This is a genomic window from Nocardia elegans NBRC 108235, from assembly GCF_001612845.1.
Lineage (GTDB): Bacteria > Actinomycetota > Actinomycetes > Mycobacteriales > Mycobacteriaceae > Nocardia > Nocardia nova.
The window spans coordinates 1-19,460 of sequence record NZ_BDBF01000003.1 but is presented as its reverse complement, the minus strand read 5'-3'; the positions used below and the strand labels follow the sequence as shown (position 1 = coordinate 19,460).

The following is a 19,460-nucleotide window of genomic DNA, read 5'->3' as shown; positions in this document are numbered from 1 at the left end:
TCTCTTTCACCCGCGGGCGCTCTGTGGTGCGAGAGCATGCCTGCAGCTTTTTCCGGTGGTCTGCGCGGTGACCACCTATCGGCTAGATGTACTCGAGCCAGGGACATGTTACAGAGCAGGCCCCGAAGCGGTCTCCGGAGCGAGCCGAACGATTCCCCGGCTTGCACGGTGGCGACTCGCTACGGCTCCTCTCGCAGCAAGGGGATCACCGGTGCGAAAGCATCCATCTGGGTCGGAAACACTCCGACATAGGACATCGATGTCAATCGCCGCACGTTACGGATCTGCTCGGCGATCTCCTCGAATGTGCCGATGGCCACATAGGGCGAATTCAGGATGTCTTCCACCGACAGCTGGACATCGACCTCGAGATCCGGGTGCAAACCCTTGTCAAGGGCGGCCAACGCCATCTCGGCCGTGCGCTCGCGATCGTCGGTGATCACGACGGCGGTGATGGTCCAGTTGAGTTCGATGTCGGGGAACCGGTCCCCGGCGGCCTCCTTGATGAGATTCACCTTCTCGATGGTCTTCTCGAGGGTGATTCCCGACAGCAGGCCCTTACCGGTCTTGGTCGTGCGCGGCACGACCGAGATGATGTCGGCGTGCTTGGCGGCCAGCCGCAACATCTTGGGGCCACCACCGCCGGTCACCAGCGGCGGGCGCGGGCCCTGCCGCGGCCGCGGCGTGCCCTTGATGCCGCGCACCTGATAGTGCTTGCCCTCGAAATGGCATTCCTGCCCGCGCAGGAGCACATCGAGAATGGTCAGCGCCTCGTCCAGCTTCTCCAACCGCACGCCCGGCGATTCGTAGGGCAGGCCGGCGGCTTCGAATTCGCTCTTGATCCAGCCCGCGCCGACGCCGAGTTCCAGCCGCCCGCGCGAGAGCACGTCGATGGTCGCGGCGTCCTTGGCCAGCACCACCGGATGCCGGAAACCGTTGGCCAGCACCGAGGTTCCGATCCGGATGCGGTCGGTGGCCACGGCCAGCGCGCCGAGCGCGGCGATCGGTCCGACCTGGGGGCCGAGGTGGTCCGGAATCGCGAAGGAGTCGTATCCGTATTCCTCGGCCTGCTGGGCGAGCTTGACGAATTTCCGCGCACCGCCCTCCTGCTGATTTCCTTCACCGGCAGCAGCGAATCGGAACGCGCGCGCCGGAACACCCAGCGCTGTCATCTCGACACCGCTGGTCGCGCCGGCGGCGGCGGCTTCTGTCATGAACTCTCTGCTCCTGGCTGTGCGGATGTGCGCTGTGGCGCGATCATCGCTGCACTTTACAGCCTTCACCAAAATCTGAGTGACCCTCGGGTTTACTTTTTTCCCGGGAGCTCCGGCGACCGCGGTCACCGCTGGTCGTCAGCCGTGCGCCGGGTGGGGCGCGTCCTTGATCAGCCCCTCGGCCCAGGCGGCCGTCCATTGGGTGGCCGTGGTGCCCTGATCGTCCACCTGGAAGGTGTTGTAGAGGCTGTGCACCGGATTGCCCACGGCATGGACCAGGGTCATCAGGCTGGGCACGATATTCACCGGATTCAGCGCCTGCTGCGGGGCGTCGCAGATCAGATCCCCGGGCGCGCAGATGGTGTTCGTGCGCCCGGCCAGCGAACCGAAACCGGCACGTGGCCCCGTCATGGTGATGCCCGGAACCGACAGGCCCTTCAGCGCGACCTCCGCGCCCACACCCGGCGGGGAGACCCCGATCTCACCAGCCTGTCCGGGCCCGTTCACGCGACGGCCGTCGGCGATCAGCGTCACACCGAGAACCTGGTCGGCGGCGACCGGTCCCTGCCCGGCGCCGATCTGCGCCGCGATATCACCCGCGATCACGGCGCCCTGCGAGAATCCGGCGATCACATAGTTGGTGAGCGGGCAGTTCTTCGACATATCGGTGAGTTCCGCCAGCGCGCGCTGCGTGCCCTCGGACCGGCTGTTGTTGTAGGACGATTGACCGTCCGGCGGAATCGCGATCGGATTGGAGAATTGCGCGACGTAGGGGACTGTGTAGACATCGAGCCGGGACTCCGGGAACTGCTGGCGCACCGGATTGGTCACATGCAGCATCAACGACGCCGGATTGGCCGTCGGACCGTGCGGGTCGTCGTTGCTGCTCGACTCCCAGGTGCCGGGAATCGCCAGTAACTGCACATCCGGGCAGGAGGCCGGCTGGCTGCTGGGCTTACCGGGCTTCGGCGGTCCGGGCTTCGGGACGTGCAGCCGGCCCGCGAGCACGAACCACAGCACCAGCGCCACGATCGCCACCAGGACCGCGATCAGCACGAACAGCAGACAGCCCGGCCGCCGGTTGCGGCCGGGACCGCCCGCGGCGTATCCGGAACGTCGTCGCACGTTCACTTGTTGCAGTAGGACTGGGTCGCGACGTCGATGTAGATCTGGCCCGCCTGTTCAACCGACATCTTCTGCGGATCGAAGGACGGGTCGGTGCCCGCCATCGCGTTCACGAACGTCTTGACCTCCTGATCGGAGGCGCCGCTCGCCTTGCTCTGGCAGACGTAGTTGGCCGCGGTGATCGCGATGTCCGGGCTGGACGGATTCACCCCGCGCTTCTTCAACTCGTCCAGATAGGCCTGATCCTTCGCCGACAGCTGCGTGTTGTCACCCGAGTTCGGCTGCGCCGGCTCCGGACGCTCGTTCGCGGTGCTGGTGGCCGGGGCCTGTTCCTGGGTCGGCTCGGGCGCCGCCGGCGCGCTGTTCGGCGCACTCTGCGCGGGCGCGACCGTGGCGGTCGTGGTGGACGGCTTCACCGTGGGCGTGCTCGACGCCGTGGAATCGTTACCGCCGCAGGCGGCCAGTAATCCCGTGGCCGCCAGCGCGACCATGATGCCGGCGACCTTGCCACCGGCGATGTACCGTTCTCCGACCGGACGGGTCCGAAGCATGAATCGTGTCCTCGATCTAGTTCGCTGAGGGCTAGAACTCCTAGCAGGTCGCGCTCCAGGTTAACGGCAACCGGCGCGGACAGGGATCCCATGGCCGGAACCCTCATCAACCACTTAAAGGTGATTTATCGCCCTAGGCTCCGTGTACCTCGGGCGGTTTGCCGTCGCGCACGACGACGAATCCGGTCTGGAAGTTCTGCTGCACCCCCCCGGGCACCGGGAACTCGTCGCTGATCGGGTAGCCGAGCTTGCCGTTCTCGAAGCCCTGCTGCCCCCACGCGTCCATGATCGGTCCGTTGCGCACGGCCCATGCCCCCGAGAGCGGACTCCAGTAGATGTTGCCGCCCTCGAACTTGCTGTAGCGGCCCAGATCCTTGGTCGGCTGTTCCTCGGCGGCCGGGAAACCGAGCCAGCTGTTCTCGAAGCCCATCTGCGCGTACTTGCCGAGGATCAGGCCCTGCACCCGGTGCGCCCCGGTCTTGTCGCTGAAGTACATCGGACCGCCCTGGAAGCCCTGCACCACGCCGTCCTTGTTCGGCGTCCTGACCTCCGGCCCGGTCGGATAGCCGGCGGGGCCACGTTCGAAGCCCTGTCGCTCCCATTCGGCGAGAATCGCCCCGCGGATCACCTGGGCGCCGGTCTGCGGCGTCCAATAGACCGAACCGCCCTGGAACGTCTGGAAGCGGCCCTGACCGTCCGGCAGTGGCTGTTCGGCGGCGGTGGGCAAGCCTAGCGGGCCGCCCGGTCCGGCCGTCGCCTGATAGGTCCCGCCGATCGCTCCCGCGACGGCATGCGCGCCGGTGGCCTGCGACCAGAACATCCGGCCGCCCTTGAAGTCCTGCGCGCTGCCGTTGGTCACCTGGTATTCGCCGGTGACGCAGTCACCCAGCCACTTGTCGATCTGCACGGCCGCGGCGACCGCGCCGTTCACCGCGCAGGCGGGTTTGTCGGCCTCCACGCCGAGCGCGGCCGCGGCCTGGGGCCAGGACTGACGCATCTCGAAATCCCAGTACGGCCACGAATGTGTGCCGGAGGGGCGGTAATTGGCCTGGACCGGAATCGACAGCTTGTTCAGCTTGTCGACGAAGTTCTGACTGGTCAGCCGGGACAGCATTTCCAGGCCCATCCCGGCGTAATTGGTGCTGATGCCCGGGATGTCGGAGGGCTTGTCGTAGGCGCCGGTGGTGCCGCTGCCGGCGGAAACGTACAGGCTGATGCCCTTCAGCTTGGGCGCCAGCTGATACGGATCGTGTTCGGACCACTCGGCATTCGTCGGCGGGCCCCACATGGCGTTGGCGTCGAATCCGCCGGCGTCGCGCATCGCGAACATGATCGCCTGTGGCATACCGACACTCGTAGTGGTCAGGAAGCCCGAATACGAGGCCGCGTACTTCACCCAGCCGGGATTGCGGCCGGCCAGGAACATCGCGGCCGTACCGCCCATCGAAAGCCCCTCGACGCCATGGGCATCGGTGGCGCGCCACTGGTTCTCCAGCAGGGGCGGCAATTCCTTGGTCAGGAAGGTTTCCCACTTGTAGTTCTTGCCGTTGTCCTGCTGCACCCAGTCGGAATAGAAGCTCGACTGGCCGCCGATGGGCAGCACCACGGTGACGTTCTTGTCCGCGTAGAAGTCGGCGGCCCCGGCATCCTTGGTCCAGCCGCTCTCGTCGTCCTGAGCGCGCAGGCCGTCGAGCATGAACAGCAGCGGAAATCGCGCGTCCGGGCGGGAATTCCAGTCGCGGGCCAGCAGTAGTTGCACCTGGACGGGTGAACCCATGGACGGCGAATTCACCCACAGGGCGACGCGGCGATCGGTCAGCCAGACGACCTTCCCGATCGTCGCCCCGGCCGGTGCGGGCACCGCGGCGGGTTCGGCGAATGCCGGGAGCGGTGCGACGCTGATTCCGGAGGCGATCGACACGACCACGGCAGCGGCCAGCATCGCGAGTCGTCGACGGCCCCAGCGGCCGCGACGAACCGTCCCCCGTCTACCAGATGCCACACCTGCCACAGGAGTGTTGTACCGCGCCCGGACGGCTCGAGGCGGTAGGACGCGCGGACAGCAAACCTGAGAAATCGCAGCGCACAACGCAACCGGCGCCCGCCCGCAACATGCCGGCGCCGCGCAGATCAGATCTGCGCGGCGCCGGGTTCAGCTGTTGTTACGGCCCTTGATCAGGCGTTCAGTGCGGCCAGAATGCCCGTGCGAGCCTTGGCCAGCTCGTCCTGCCAGTAGAGCCAGGCGTGGGTGCCCGTGGGCGGGAAGTCGTAGGCGGCCGGAATGCCCAGCGAGTCCAGGCGAGCCTTGAACGAGTGGGTGCTGACCATCGAGATCAACTCGATGCCCATGGCGTTACCGGTATTGAACGCACCGACAAGGCCGTTCGGGTGGTCGTACTGACCGGGCAGACCACTGGCGGCCGAGATGTACATCGGCAGACCGCGCAGCTGCGGCGCGAACACCATCGGGTCCGATCGCAGCCACTGCGGGCTCCACGGCGCGGCCATCGAGTCGACGTTGAAGCGGCCGGCGTCGAGCATCATCACGCGAATCGCCTCGCGCATACCGGGGGCGTTCCAGTTCAGCGGACCGGAGAACGAGGCCGCGTACTTGAACTGGTCCCGGTGGAACGCCGCCAGGCGCAGCGCCGCCGGACCACTCATCGACAGACCGGCGACCGCGTAGTTGGTCCGCGAAACCCCGTAGTTGCTGAGGAAGTCCGGAAGTTCCTTGGTGAGGAACGTTTCCCACTTGTAGGTGAACTTCTGGCCGTTGGTGTTGCTCGGGCCCTGCCAGTCGGCGTACCAGCTGGACTGGCCACCCACCGGCATCACCAGGGTGACGTTGTCGTTGCCGAACATCTGCTGCGCGTTGGTCTCGAACGACCAGGCGTTGCGGTCGTCGCGCGCGCGCAGGCCGTCCAGCAGCAGCAGCGCCGCGTTACCGCCGTTGCGCGCCCACTGCACCTGCACCTTGATGGGGCCCATGCTCGACGGAACCATCAGTTCGTCGTAGCCGCCCGCGGGAGTCTGGTGCACGGGTGCGTGAACGGGAGCGGCGATGGCGGCCGGAGCCATGATGCCCGCCGCAATCGGGAGTGCCATCGCGGCACCCGCAGCGAGAAGTCGTGTGCGCCAACCACGCTGAGCGCCTCGCCGCCCTCTGGGGGCTGACTCCGGCGCGAGCGCCGAATGCGAAACCGGCGCGGCCGACCTGCCGAAACGCATGGATACTGCTCTCTTTCTGCTGCTGTCTGCTGTTGTCGCCGCGCCACGACCACTTCCGTCAGCGACGGCATGATCTGCACCCACGTCGAACCCGACCTTTCGACATGAGCGACGCCGCGGCTACGAACGGTCACACTTGCGCTCGCTGGACGATATTCGACCGCCCAATCGTTAGCAACACGGACCCCGCCGGGTGGCTGAAATCCGCCCGTGCGCCATTCGTAATCGTGCAGTGACCCTATCGCGTCCGGCCGGAAATGACAGCGTGAAATGACGAATCAACTACTGCGCCGGTAAATTTCACCAGGAAACACCGAACATGGCTCGGGCCCCGGCGGTTTCGGCCGGGGCCCGAGATGGCGCGGATGTTCAGCCGATATTCGCCGAAAGGTCCGGAATCATCCGGTATGCCTCGGCTTGCCAGTTGAACCAGTCGTGCACACCGACATTCGGGAACGAATACACCGCGTTGGTCGCGCCCAGCGTCGCCATCCGCACCTGGAAGGCCCGGGTATTCGCCAATGCCAGCACCTCCAGCGGCGCACCGCGCATGATGTGGTCGGCGGCCGCCGGCAGTGGCAGGCCCAGGTCCTCCTGCGACGGCACACCGCTGCCGGCCGCGATCCAGAGCCGGGTGTTGTTCGCGATCAGGCGCGGCGCGAATACGAACGGGTCCATTCGCAGCCACTGTGGGCCCCACGGCGGAGCCATCGAATCGACGTTGTAGCCGCCCGCGTCGATCATCGCCATCCGAATCGCCTCACGCATACCGGGGGCGGAAATGTTCAGATAGCCCGAGAACGATCCGGCGAAGCTGAACTGGTCCGGGTGATACGCGGCCAGCGTCAGCGCGGCGCTACCACCCATCGACAATCCGAACGCGCCGTTGCGGCTCGCCCGGAACCCGAGCCGATCACGCAGGGCATTGCGCAACTGGCCGGTCAGGAACGTCTCCCAGTCGTATCGATAGTCCTTCCCCGGCCCGCCCAGGAATGTCTCGGTCGCACCGGATCCGGTGTTGGCCGAACCGAAATTGCTCGGCGGAATGCCGAAGAACGAGCTGGGCGCATTCCAGTCGGCGTAGAAGCTGGATTGGCCGCCGACCGGCATGACCACGTTGATATTCCAGTCGGTCAGCACCTGCGCGACATTCGTCTCGATCTCCCAGCCGTTCAACGTCTGGGGTGCCCGCAAACCGTCGAGCGCGTAGACCACGCGATCGGTGTTGCCGTCCTTGGCCCGGAAAATACGGGACTTGACCGCGCCCATCACAGGAGAATCGACCCAGAAGTCGAAGCCCGACGGGTCGAATGCCGCCGATGCGGTCGCGCCGTTGCCGAGGACCGAAACTCCCAGTGGCAGCAACAGTGCCAATGCCATGCCCAGCGCCGAGCGCCTGAGCCACGAACCCGGCCCGTGACCGGGCCTTCCTCCGAGCAACGGCTTCCTGCGCGCAATTCGCATCGACACGGCCTTTCGCCAGAAGCGGCGGTCGCAACCGATCCCACACCGCACGAACCACCGCTCGTTCCGGACAACACAGACAAAGCGTTTCGGCGAAGGCACTCGCCGCTGTACTGGAGGGTTCCTCGATACCAATCGAGTATCGGTGATCGAGTAGCGCGACCGAATGATTCAACACGGAAATAGTCCGAAAGGTGATCTGCGGCACAGGCCGTCAGGGCGACTCCGCATACGACACAGCCCCGCAGCGGACATCCGCTGCGGGGCTGTGAGTCGTGCTGATATCAGCCGATATTGGCCGACATATCCGGGAGCATCCGATAGACCTCGTCCTCCCAGTTGTGCCAGTTGTGCACACCCACGTTCGGGAAGTCGTAGGTCACGTTGCCGGCTCCCAGGGTCATCATGCGGACCTGGAAGGCGCGGGTGTTGGCCAGCGCCAACGCCTCCAGCGGCGACCCCTGGATGATGTCGAGCGGCGCGACCGCGTCCTGCGGCGACGGGATGCCGCTGCCGGCCGCGACCCACAGCCGAGTGTTGTTGGCCTTCAACCGCGGCGCGAACACGAACGGATCCATCCGCAACCACTGCGGGCCCCACGGCGGCGCCATGGCGTCGATGTTGTACCCACCGGCGCTCAGCATCGCCACGCGCATGGCCTCACGCATACCCGGTGCCGAGATGTTCAGGTAGCCCGAGAACGAGCCCGCGTAGCTGAACTGGTCCGGGTGGTACGCGGCCAGGGTCAGGGCGGCACTACCGCCCATCGACAGGCCGAAGACGCCGTTGCGGTGCGAACTGAAGCCCAACCGCGAACTGAGGGCGTTGGGCAGATCCTGGGTGAGGAAGCTTTCCCACTTGTAGGTGTTGACCTTGCCCAGCGTCTCGTTGTAGTTCGAGGAACCGGTCATCGCCGAGCCGGTCGAGGCGGAGCCGGAGGAGCCGGCCGAACCGGTATCGATGCCGAAGAAGTTGCTCGGCGCGTTCCAGTCGGCGTAGAAGCTCGACGGACCGCCGACCGGCATCACCACGTTGATGTTGGCGTTGACCAACGCCGGGATGATGTTGGTTTCCTTCTCCCAGCCGCTGATGTCGCCCTGGGCGCGCATACCGTCGAGGGCGTACACCACCCGTCCGGTGTTGCCGTCGGCCGCACGGAAGATGCGCGACTTGATCGGGCCCATCGACGAATCGACCCAAAAGTCGATACCCGTCGGATTGAAGGCGGCGGCCGCATGTCCGGCCTCTGCCACCGACACCCCGAACGGCAGCAACGTCGCCAAAGCCACGCCCACCGCGGACCGCTTGAGCCACCCGGCTCGATGAGGCGCCGACGGCTGCTGCGACCGTCTCCGACGTCTCTGCTGCACCCATCGCACAGTCACGCCTCGCATATCCTGTCCGGCCTTTCCCGTAGCGCGGCCCGTCCGACCGCTGTTCTTCTCTGCGAATGATCACCCGTGCGCATGCGGAGATGCGCCCCCGACGGACGTCCGTCACCGAGCGTATCGTGAAATCGATACGTCGGCGTTATCAAACCGAGACTAATACACGACTTCTTCGTTGCCGTCGGCGGTCTAGTTCGGCACCGGGGGCGGTGCCGTCGGGTCCACCAGATGGCAACGCTGGATCTCGTATTTGGGCACCCGGTCGATGCGGTACTTCGCGAAATGCAGCGACTGGATGACATTGTGCTTGAACCGATCCCAGGTCAGCGGGGCTCGATATGAGGCAAGCAGGTCCTGAGTCGCCGGGCACGACAGCGCGGTCCGCGCCTGGCGCACCCACTTCTCGTCGAGGAACCACGGCATCCACGGATGCTGGTCGACCATACCGGTATCGACGATCACCCAGTCCGGATACAGGTTCTTGTCGTGTCCGATACGTCCGTCGGCCAGCCGGTCGGTATGCGCGGCCAACGGGTAGGCCAGGCCCTCCTGGTCGATGACGCGCACGCTGAGCGGCACGTTCATGCTGGTCATGCCCAGGTTGAGGAAGTAGACGGTGTGCCCGTACCCGCCCGGCGGAATCGGCAGCGGCGGCGGCGCGACGTACCACATCATGAACGAGGGCGAGTTGATCAGCAGGCCACCGTCCGGCGTGGCGGCGATGTCCTGCAGCATGGCCCGCATGCGCGGGTAGTCCAGATAGTCCTCGGCCAGCACGGGGTGGTCGTGCCCGCTGTTGAGGACGTAGTAGATCCGCTCGTCCACGATGCCCGAGGCACTGATCTGCCCGCCCGAGGTATCGGCGGTGGTGTTGGCAGCGAACAGCGCCCAGCCGACCGTCCCGGCCCAGGCGATCAGCGGCAGGGCGAACGACCACCGCAGCCATTCGGAACGGTCGCCGACCGGCAACCGCACGGGCAGCACCGAAACCGGCAGCATCAGGCAGAACAGCTGCGGCAGCAGCATGCGGCCGTGCATGAAGTCGCCGCCGACGCGCATATTGAACAGCACCAGCAGCAGACCGCCGCCGACCATCAGCGTCACCACCGCGGCCGGGGAGCGCAGCCACCGCTGCAGCCGGATCCGTCGTCCGGTCTCGCCGGACGGTTTGGCATCGGGAGTCCGGCGGCCCCGCCCGCGCAGCAGCACGGCGGTCACCACGACGAGGACCAGCAGCGGAATCCACAGGTAGTACGGGCCGACCAGATCCCACAGATATTTCAGGCCCTGGCCCCATTTCGCGCCGCCGGCCTCCTTGGCCACCGCGGTGTTCGGATAGGGCAGGCCGTAGTAGCCCATGCGCCAGATCTGATAGCCGACCGGCACCGCGCCGCCGACCGCCACCAGCAGCGCGCGAATGAGCACCGGGCGCAACCGGGTACGCGGCACCGGTGCGAAGAACAGCATCAGCAGCGCCAGACCGCCGATGACGGTCATCTCCGGGCGGACCACCCAGCACAATCCGGCCCAGAAGCCGGCCACGAGAAGTTTTGCCAGGCCGGGCTTCTCGTCCTGACTCCAGCGCAGCAGCAACCACCACAGCACGCCGAGCCAGAAGATGACCAGGCAGTTCTCCAGGCCCGAGGTGGCGTAGTCGCGAGCCGGCGGCACGGCGATGTAGACCAACGCACCGGCGGGCAGCAGCAGCGTCGGCGCGGTGCGGGTGACCGGGCGCCACAACCGCGCCGAACCCACCATGGCGAAGACGACCGCCAGCAGCGAAAGGGTCAGCGCGACAGCCAGGCTGACGTATTCGAGCCGGGCGTCGCTGACCCAGCTGAAGAACCAGATCACATACGTCCAGGCCGCGCTGGTATTGGTCTCCACCCGCTCGCCGGCGTTGAAGACCGGGCCGTTTCCGGCCAGCAGATTGCGCACGGTGCGCAGGACGATCAGGCCGTCGTCGGCGATCCAGCGCCGTTGCCAGGCACCGATACCGAACAACGCGACGGTGACGAGCACCCCACCGACGAATACCGTGCGGGAGAGCACCGAAAAGCGGCGCGCGGCATCGCCATCGCGCTGTAGTGCGCGATCGGACGACTCCGCGTCTGCCCCCTTCCCGTGTTCGTCTCCCGCTACCAGCATCTCGTCAGGTGAGATAGACAGCGACACCTACCGCTCCGATCCAGGCGATGGCCAGGAGCTGCAATATGCGATCCCCCAGCGCGATCTCTTCGGGTTCCCCGGCCTCGCCGCCATCGACGTCGACCGCGTAGCGCAGGACTGCGATGGTAAACGGGATCATCGAGATCGCGAACCACTGGGTGTGCTTGTGATCGGTTTCGAAGGCCCACAGACCGTAGAAGACCACCACCGCGGTGGCCGACAGGGTCCAGATGAAGCGCAGGTAGGTGGGTGTGTAGTACTGCAGCGACTTGCGGATCTTGGCGCCGGTGTCGAGCGCGATCTTCAACTCCGCGTAGCGCTTACCGGCCGCCATGAACAGCGAACCGAAGGCCATGATCAGCAGGAACCACTGCGAGAGCCGGATATCGGCGGCCGCGCCACCGGCGACCGCGCGCAGCAGGAAGCCCGAGGACACGATGCAGATGTCGAGCACCGCTTGGTGTTTCAGGCCGAAGCAGTAAGCCAGCTGAATGCCGATGTAGACCGCCATCACGACGGCCAGATGCCAGGACGCCAGGAACGACGCCGCGATCGAGCCGACCAGCAGCACCGCGGAGAGCGAATACGCCAGGTTCACCGGCACCACGCCGGCCGCGATGGGCCGGAAGCGCTTGGTGGGGTGCGCGCGGTCGGCCTCGACGTCGAGCGCGTCGTTGACCAGGTAGATACCCGAGGCCGCCATGCAGAACACGACGAACGCGATCGCGATATGGGCGACCACGGTCGCATCCGCCAGCACGTACGCACCGGAGGCCGCGTCCTTGCCCGCGGCCAGCGGCGCCGCCAGCACGAGGACGTTCTTCACCCACTGCCGTGGCCGCACGGCCTTGACGATTCCGCCGGCCAGCGTCTTCGGCGGACCCTTGAGGACGGCTTCGTCGAGGTCGGTGCCGGTCGGCTCTTCACTCATATCAGCGAGGGTTCTTTCCTGTGCGGTCACTGGCGAATCTCTTTTCGGCGGCTAGCACGGCTGCGGCGGATGCCGCACCCAGAGCGGATCCGGCGAGCACGTCGGAGGGATAGTGCACTCCCAGAACGACCCGGGAGAGCAGCATCGGCGGCACGAGCACCGCAGGCAAGGGTAGCCCGGTCAACTTCCCGAGCAACACGGCCGCCGCCGTCGTGGAAGTGGCGTGCGAGGACGGGAAGCTCAGTTTGCTCGGCGTCGACACGTTGACCTGCACCGATGGATCGTGCGGGCGCGGGCGCCTGACGACGCGCTTGATGACGACCGAGGCGGCGTGCGCCCCGAAGGCGCCGACCGCGACTCCGGCCCACTGACGCCGGCGGGACTTGTCGACCAGTGCGCCCGCGGCGCCGATGGCCATCCAGCCGAGCGCGTGCTCACCGAAATGCGACATCCCGCGCGCGGCCTTGATCACCGGCGGGGTGCCGATGGCGCCCTGGACAGCGTTGAGGATCTTGACCTCCGCGGGCTTGGAGACCTCGGGGTCCGCCACCACCTGCAAATGCGGGGCGCCGGCCGGATCGGAGGAGGCTGGGGCGGTCATTTGTCCTCACTAGTGTTGATTCCGAACGCGTTCTCCCAGGCCGCGGTGCTGGTCAAGCGCGCGTGTGCGGCACGGTACCGCTCCCGCAGTTCGGGGAACCGCGCGGCCAGTTCCCGGCGCAACCGCATCGCCTCGGTGAACAGCTCCCGGGCCTGACGCGGATCGCGCTTGCGGTAGACCACGCCACGCCCGTCGGCTGTGGTCACGGTAACCCCGTCGACCTGCGAGAGCAGGAACCAACGCGCGTCCAGTGTCGGGACGTTCAACTGCGGGCGATCGTGATGTTCGGTCTTGGCCTTGCGCAGGTTGTGCACCACGCCTTTGCCGAGCCGGACGATCTTGGCCAGCGGATTCGACGGTTCACCGACCGCGCCCACATCGGCGCCGCTGGGCAGCGGCAGGTCCGTCGAGGAGCCGACGATCACCGCATCCGGGAATTCCTTGCGCATCGCGGCGACCTGGCCCAGCGCGGTGGGCAGCAGTTCGAACAGCTTGTCCGGTCCGGCGAGGAAATCGCGAATCGCCTGGTTCTGAATGGCGACCGTCGAATATTCCAGGCACAGCAGATGTTTCAGCGTCGCCTTGACCGTATTGACGATCATCGGACGGCCGTCGTTGCCGAGGTGCAGCGCCGCGACCACCAGGCGGTTGCGCAGGTGGAAATACGCCTGCCAGTCGATGGCGTCGTCCTTGTCGCTCCACGCCATGTGCCATACCGCCGCACCCGGCAGCGTGACCGTCGGATATCCGGCCGCCCGGGCGCGCAGCCCGTACTCCACGTCGTCCCACTTCAGGAACAGCGGCAGCGGCTGACCGATCTGCTCGGCCACCACGCGCGGGATGACGCAGGTCCACCAGCCGTTGAAATCGACATCGATGCGCCGGTGCAGCAGTTTGGAATTGTCGCGGTCGCGCAGCGGATACTTCGAGAAATCGTGGTCGTATTCGACATTCGGCGCCGCGGTCCACATCCAGATGCCGCGGTCGACCACTTCGCCCATGGTGTGCAGATGCGAACGCTCCTGCAGATTCAGCATCTGGCCGCCCACCAGCGTGGGTGTGCGCGAGAAACGGGCGAAGGCCAGCGCGCGCAGAATGCAGTCCGGCTCGATCTCGATATCGTCGTCCATGTAGACGATGTATTGCGCGTCCGTGGTTTTCAGCGCCTCGTACATGACGCGGCTGTATCCGCCGGAACCACCGAGATTCGGCTGATCGTGAATGGCGAGCCGATCGCCGAGAACCGCGGCGGCCTCGGCGAATCCGGGTTCGTCCACGGCCTTGCGATTGCCCTGATCGGGAATGATCACGGCCTTGATCTTCTCCAGCACCAGCGGATCGGAGCCGAGGGCCGCGAGAGTGTTCACACAGTCGGTGGGCCGGTTGAAGGTCGGCATGCCCACCGCGATGCTGCCCTCACCGGGCGCCTCGACCGGCGCGTACCACCCACCGCTGCGCAATTCGACCGCGGAATCGGTGGTGATGTCGAACCAGATCCAGCCGCCGTCCTCGAACGGCGCCAGATCGACCTCGAATTCCACGGTGGTGATATCGGCCGGCGCGGTCGTCGCGAATTCGTTGCCGCGCACGTGGATCCGGGAACCGTCGGCCTTGGAACGGTAGACGTCCACCCGGCCGTGCCCGGACAGGTCCAGGCGCAGCACCACCGATTCCAGAATCGTCCAGCGCCGCCAGTAACTGGCCGGCACCGCATTGAAATAGGTGCAGAACGACACTTCGGATTCGGCGCCGATCGACAGCGAGGTGCGCGTGGGAGCATGCGCGCGGCGAGCGTTCGTCGCCGATTCCTCCAGGTACAGCGTCCGCACATCCAGGGGCTCGCCGGGGCGAGGCAGAATGATGCGCTGCAGCAGGGATTTCGCGCGGGTCTCGGTGCTCATATCCTCGAGGGTCACTTGTGCGGTCATTTCACTTCCTGCATCCGCGGTACGGGCCGATGGCACATTACTGGGAATCGCCGGCCGTGAGCGGTGCGCCGGATTCCAGATGCGGGCGCAGCACGTTGTCGAAGGTACTCAACGCGCTGCCGATGGCCATATGCATGTCGAGATACTGGTAGGTGCCCAGACGTCCGCCGAAAACGACCTTGGCCGTCGCGGTTTCGTTCTTCGCCCGCTCGCGGTAGGCGAGCAGTTTCGCGCGGTCCTCCGGGGTGTTGATCGGGTAGTACGGCTCGTCGCCGGTCTGCGCGAATCGCGAGAATTCGCGCATGATGACGGTCTTGTCCTCCGGGTAGCCGTCGCGCTCCGGGTGGAAATGGCGCGGCTCGATGATGCGGGTGAACGGCACATCGGCATCGTTGTAATTCATCACCGAGGTGCCCTGGAAGTCACCGGTCTCGAGCACTTCGGTCTCGAAATCGATGGTGCGCCAGCCCAGTTCGCCCTCGCTGTAGTCGAAGTAGCGGTCCAGCGGGCCGGTGTAGACGACGGGCGCGTCCGGATTCTGCGCGCGGATTTCGTCGCGCACCTCGAACCAATCGGTATTCAGGCGCACCTCGATCAGATCCGATTCGGCCATCTTCTCCAGCCAGGCGGTGTAGCCGTTGACCGGCAGACCCTCGTAGGTGTCGTTGAAATAGCGATTGTCGAAGGTGTATCGCACGGGCAGCCGGGTGATATTGCCGGCGGGCAGCTCCTTGGGATCGGTCTGCCACTGCTTGGCGGTGTAATCGCGGACGAACGCCTCGTAGAGCGGGCGGCCGATCAGCGAAATCGCCTTTTCCTCGAGGTTCGCGGCATCTTTGGTCTCGATCTCTGCGGACTGCTCCGCGATCAGCGCCCGCGCCTCCTCGGGACTGAAATAACGGCCGAAGAACTGCGAGATCAGGCCGAGTCCCATCGGGAACTGGTAAGCCTGCCCCTTGTGCATCGCGAAGACCCGATGCTGGTAACCGGTGAACTCGGTGAACTGATTGACGTAATCCCACACCCGCTTATTGGAGGTGTGGAAGAGGTGGGCACCGTACTTGTGGATTTCGATGCCGGTTTCCGGATCCGCCTCCGAATACGCGTTACCGCCCAGGTGGTAGCGGCGCTCGACCACGAGCACCCGCTTTCCCAGCAGGTTGGCGGTGCGTTCGGCAACGGTCAGCCCGAAGAATCCGGAGCCGACGACGATCAGATCGAAGGGAGCTGCGACGGTCACGGGAGCCCAGCGTAGCCGTAGCGGGTCACCGCGTCTGCACGCCGTAGGTCTCGGTAGCGGGGACGGTGGTCACGGCCGTGCGCGGACCGGGACGGGTAGCGGAATCTCGCCGCGAGGGGCCGGGAAGTGTTCACCAGGGCGTCACCGGGGGTTGACGCGGACACCGTTCCCATCGAGAGCCACACGCCACCCATACCGCTCCCGGGATGGGCGAGCGCCCCGGCCACGGCGGCGCCCCGTCCGCCGACCGTCTCAGTACGGGTAGGGAGGCTGGCCGTAGTACGCGGCGGGCGGATAGGCGGGCATGCCCACGCCACACCACCGCTTCGCCGAACCGGACAGCGTCAAGCTCAGCATCAGCACCGCGAACAGCAGTCCGACGATCGCGCCTACAGCGCCTTCGGGTATTCCGTGACCAAAGGTCAGAAAGATCCCCGCGAGACCACCGAGCAGTCCGAGCGAGGACAGCACGACCAGCATCACCCGTCCAACATTCTTGTGGTTCATCAGCATGATTCCGCCGACGGCCCACAGCAGCGCGATTACGCCGTCGACCCCGGCCATGATGTAGAAGATGTCGGCCGAACCGCTGCTGTGCGAACGGTAGGAGCCGTAGGAGTGGCTCACACTACTTGCCGCACTGAGCAATCCGACGATTCCGAAGGCGGCCACCAGCGCCAGCAGGAGTGCGAAGACTCCCGCTGTGATCGCCGCGCCACCGCTCGGCCGCGGCTCCTGATAACCGTAGGGCGCGTACCCCGGCGCCGGATACCCCGCGGGCGGATACCCGGGCGGCGGATAGCCCGCCGGCGGATAACCATTACCCCCGTAGCCGGGTCCATACGGATAGCTCATCGGCCTCCCCCTTCTCTCGGGCAGGCACTCTACCGCCTGCGAACGACCTCGGTACGAGGTGAACCCACATCACGGGGAAGCCGGCTCACTCGGATGTCTCCTTATCGTCGCCGTGATGGTTGGCCGATTCTCGAGGCGGGGATAAAGCCTTGTCCGCGAGGTTCGGTCGGTCCGAAACATTCAGTAGGCGACCGTGAAGCGGGTGCGGGCGTGGCGCGGATTCTCGGCCTCGTCGAGGAGTGCGACGGCGAGGTCCTCCATCGAGATGTACGAGGTGCCCGTGCTGTCGCTGAGCAGTTCGTCGAGGCCGGTCCGGTAGCTTCCGCGGCGTTCGCCGGGCTCGAGCAGGGCCGGCGGGCTGAGGTAGGTCCAGCCGACATCGGTTGCCGCGCTGCGGAATACCTCACGTTGCGCGTGACAGGCCAGGGCGATCGGCCGCCAGTCCGGCGGAAAGTCGGGCATCTGCATGACGGTCGAGCCGGTTCCGGGCACGATCAGATCGCCCGCGCCGCCCACGACCAGCAGGCGGATTCCGGTGTTGCGCAATCCCTCCAGCAGCGCCGCGGCCACATCCGCCATTTCGTACTCGCGCCCGGCGCGGGGCCTGGTCGCGCTGATGACCACATCGCTCCCGGCGGTGACATCCTTCACCTGGGCCGGGTCGGTGGCGTCCGCGGCGCGGAAGTCCGCCGCCGCGGGCAGCACATTCGGGCGCTCGGCGCTGCGGCCGACGGCGGTGACCTCGTGGCCGCGCGACAGCGCCTCGTGCACGATGCGGCTGCCGGCGGTTCCCGCCGCACCGAAAACGGTGATATGCATGGTCTTTCACTCCTGCCAAGGGATCAGCGGACTCGGGAGATGTGCGCCGAAGGGTCTTCGGGTCCGATCGAGTCGGTGTCGTCCGACGAACGTTGCGGGGGATCGGCGAGTTCGGGCGCATCGATGGTTACCGGTGACAGCGAACGGCCGGCCGGCTTCTGCGCGCGATCGCCCACCTGGCCCAGCACCGTGCCACCCAGCGCGATCACCATGCCCAGCACCTGCAACGGGGTCAGCGACTGTCCGAGCGCGGCCCATCCGATCACCGCCGCGGAGAGCGGGCTCAGCAGGCCGAGGAAGGCGACCGACGTGGCCGGCACCCGAGCCAAACCGCGAAACCAGAGGGCGTAGGCGGCCGCGGTGCCGAGCGCGCCGAGATAGAGGTATCCGCCGATCGCCGGGGCGTCCAGCGCGGGCGGCGGACCCTCGGTGAGCAGCGCCAACGGCAGCAGGACCACTCCGCCCGCGGTCAGTTGCCAGCTCGTGAACGCCAGCGGGCCGACACCTTCGGGCCGTCCCCAATGACCGGTCAGCACGGTTCCCGCGGCCATCGATGCCGCACCCGCCAGCCCGGCCAGCACGCCGATCGTGTCCAGGGCGGCATTCGCCCGCAGCACCACCAGCGCCACCCCGAGCATGCCGATCGCTCCGGCCAGCAGCTTGCGACCGCTCGGCCGCACCCGCAGCAGCAGCGCCGCGAATCCGAGCGCGAACAGCGGTGCGGCCGAACTCAACACGGCCGCCACACCGCCGGGCAGCCGATATGCGGCGAGGAACAGCAACGGGAAGAAGGCGCCGATATTGAGCACGCCGAGCAGTGCGGCACGGCCGATCCAACGGCCGCGCGGCAGCACCCGGGTGGCGCCCAGCAACACCAATCCGGCCGGGAGGGCGCGCATCAATGCGGTGAACATCGGCCGCTCCGGCGGCAGGAACTCGGACGTGACGGCGTACGTGGTGCCCCACACCAGCGGGGCCAGACCAGTGAGCGCGAGGATCGCGGCAGTCGAACCGCGGGCGGCGGTGCGAATCATCACGGTATCTCCTCATTGATAATCTCAACATTGAGATAATCCGACACCGCCGAGTGTCTTAATGTCAAGTATCTGAACGTTGAGATATTGCGCACGAGAGGAGACCGATGAGCGACGCCGTGGATCGGATCGTCGCGGACTGGGGTCGCGTCCGCCCGGAACTCGACGTGTGGCCCACCCACGTCATCGGCCGGCTGAAGCGCTTGGGCCGACGGCTCGAGCGCGAGATGAAGGACTTCTTCGCCCGCTACGGCCTCGAATACTGGGAGTTCGACGTACTGACCACGCTGCGCCGCTCCGGCGGCCCCGACGGCCTCACCGCCGGCGACCTGATCAAGGCCACCATGGTGACCTCGGGCGCGATCACCAATCGCATCGACCGCATGGCCGCCAAGGATCTGGTCCGCCGGGTTCCCGATGCGAAGGACCGGCGAACCATCCGAGTCCAGCTCACCGACCGCGGACGGGAAGTGATCGACGAGCTCATGCCGCTGCACGTCGACAACGAGATCCGCCTGCTGTCCGGCATGAGCCGCACCGATCTCGACCAGCTCGCCGGCCTGCTCCGCCGGCTGTCCGAATCACTGGACGACACCTCGCTGGGCTGAGCGGGGCTACTACGGCAGCGCCGACGATCCGGTCCCGGGTGCGGGCGAGACCGGCGGTGTCAGCGAACCCGGCCGCGCCACATCGGACGCGCGAGGTGCAGTCCGCTAACCCGGAATCTGCTGCGGAGCGGCTGCCTCCGGCACGGGCGCGGTGTGGTCCGGCGCCGCGATACCCGCTGCCGACGAGTCGGCCGGTGCGCCGGTCGCGGCAGCCGAAGTGCCGGTCGCGGCAGCCGGAGCGCCGGTCGCGGCGGCCAGAGCGCCGGTCGCGGCAGCCGGAGCGCCGGTCGCGGCGGCCGGAGCGC

General features: G+C 66.7%; 17 protein-coding genes. 1 reads left to right on the top strand and 16 read right to left on the bottom strand.

Going from position 1 to position 19,460, the window contains the following annotated elements; all coding sequences use genetic code 11:
* Nucleotides 1–179: 179 nt before the first annotated feature.
* The 15 genes from NE2_RS03645 to NE2_RS03575 form a co-directional block, all read right to left on the bottom strand.
* A complete protein-coding gene (locus NE2_RS03645; protein WP_030516807.1) occupies nt 180–1,214 on the bottom strand; it encodes an LLM class F420-dependent oxidoreductase in 1,035 nt (344 codons plus the stop codon).
* A 138-nt stretch (nt 1,215–1,352) separates the two neighbouring features.
* Nucleotides 1,353–2,339: a cutinase family protein gene (locus NE2_RS03640; RefSeq protein WP_063023885.1), complete on the bottom strand. Its 987-nt coding sequence runs from the start codon at nt 2,337–2,339 to the stop codon at nt 1,353–1,355.
* 2 nt (nt 2,340–2,341) lie between these two features.
* Nucleotides 2,342–2,890: a DUF732 domain-containing protein gene (locus tag NE2_RS03635; protein WP_167356698.1), complete on the bottom strand. Its 549-nt coding sequence runs from the start codon at nt 2,888–2,890 to the stop codon at nt 2,342–2,344.
* Nucleotides 2,891–3,023: 133 nt separating this feature from the next.
* Nucleotides 3,024–4,832: an alpha/beta hydrolase-fold protein gene (locus NE2_RS03630; protein WP_063023867.1), complete on the bottom strand. Its 1,809-nt coding sequence runs from the start codon at nt 4,830–4,832 to the stop codon at nt 3,024–3,026.
* Nucleotides 4,833–5,065: 233 nt separating this feature from the next.
* The gene (locus NE2_RS03625) at nt 5,066–5,995 is read right to left on the bottom strand and encodes an alpha/beta hydrolase (protein ID WP_036525379.1); all 930 of its coding nucleotides are present in this window, start codon (nt 5,993–5,995) and stop codon (nt 5,066–5,068) included.
* 492 nt (nt 5,996–6,487) lie between these two features.
* Nucleotides 6,488–7,498, bottom strand: coding sequence for an alpha/beta hydrolase (locus tag NE2_RS03620; RefSeq protein ID WP_228830958.1), 1,011 nt, complete (start codon nt 7,496–7,498; stop codon nt 6,488–6,490).
* A gap of 368 nt (nt 7,499–7,866) precedes the next feature.
* A complete protein-coding gene (locus NE2_RS03615; RefSeq protein WP_245931446.1) occupies nt 7,867–8,871 on the bottom strand; it encodes an alpha/beta hydrolase in 1,005 nt (334 codons plus the stop codon).
* Between the two features lie 288 nt (nt 8,872–9,159).
* Nucleotides 9,160–11,118, bottom strand: a complete 1,959-nt coding sequence (locus NE2_RS03610) for an arabinofuranosyltransferase AftB family protein (RefSeq protein WP_063023863.1) — start codon at nt 11,116–11,118, stop codon at nt 9,160–9,162.
* Between the two features lie 4 nt (nt 11,119–11,122).
* Entirely contained in the window at nt 11,123–12,070 is a 948-nt protein-coding gene (locus tag NE2_RS03605; protein WP_030516799.1) for a decaprenyl-phosphate phosphoribosyltransferase, read from the bottom strand.
* A 1-nt stretch (nt 12,071) separates the two neighbouring features.
* Nucleotides 12,072–12,671, bottom strand: a complete 600-nt coding sequence (locus tag NE2_RS03600; protein ID WP_082857276.1) for a phosphatase PAP2 family protein — start codon at nt 12,669–12,671, stop codon at nt 12,072–12,074.
* Nucleotides 12,668–14,599 carry a glycosyltransferase gene (locus tag NE2_RS03595; protein WP_063023861.1) on the bottom strand — a complete coding sequence of 644 codons (1,932 nt, stop codon included), beginning with the start codon at nt 14,597–14,599 and terminating at the stop codon, nt 12,668–12,670. Before NE2_RS03595 ends, NE2_RS03600 begins: the two co-directional genes overlap by 4 nt.
* 37 nt (nt 14,600–14,636) lie before the next feature.
* On the bottom strand, nt 14,637–15,839 hold the full coding sequence (gene glf / locus NE2_RS03590; RefSeq protein WP_063023859.1) for a UDP-galactopyranose mutase: 1,203 nt from the start codon (nt 15,837–15,839) through the stop codon (nt 14,637–14,639).
* Between the two features lie 252 nt (nt 15,840–16,091).
* Nucleotides 16,092–16,694 (bottom strand): hypothetical protein, encoded by a 603-nt coding sequence (locus NE2_RS03585; RefSeq protein ID WP_063023857.1) that lies wholly within the window; start codon nt 16,692–16,694, stop codon nt 16,092–16,094.
* 180 nt (nt 16,695–16,874) lie between these two features.
* Entirely contained in the window at nt 16,875–17,513 is a 639-nt protein-coding gene (locus tag NE2_RS03580; protein ID WP_063023855.1) for an NAD(P)-dependent oxidoreductase, read from the bottom strand.
* Nucleotides 17,514–17,536: 23 nt separating this feature from the next.
* Nucleotides 17,537–18,547, bottom strand: coding sequence for an EamA family transporter (locus NE2_RS03575; protein ID WP_063023853.1), 1,011 nt, complete (start codon nt 18,545–18,547; stop codon nt 17,537–17,539).
* Between the two features lie 107 nt (nt 18,548–18,654).
* Between NE2_RS03575 and NE2_RS03570 the strand changes: the two genes are divergently transcribed.
* The gene (locus NE2_RS03570; protein ID WP_063023851.1) at nt 18,655–19,155 is read left to right on the top strand and encodes a MarR family winged helix-turn-helix transcriptional regulator; all 501 of its coding nucleotides are present in this window, start codon (nt 18,655–18,657) and stop codon (nt 19,153–19,155) included.
* A gap of 105 nt (nt 19,156–19,260) precedes the next feature.
* Here the strand turns inward: NE2_RS03570 and NE2_RS36175 are convergent.
* The coding region (locus NE2_RS36175; protein ID WP_176579868.1) for a hypothetical protein at nt 19,261–19,460 on the bottom strand (200 nt) is incomplete at its 5' end.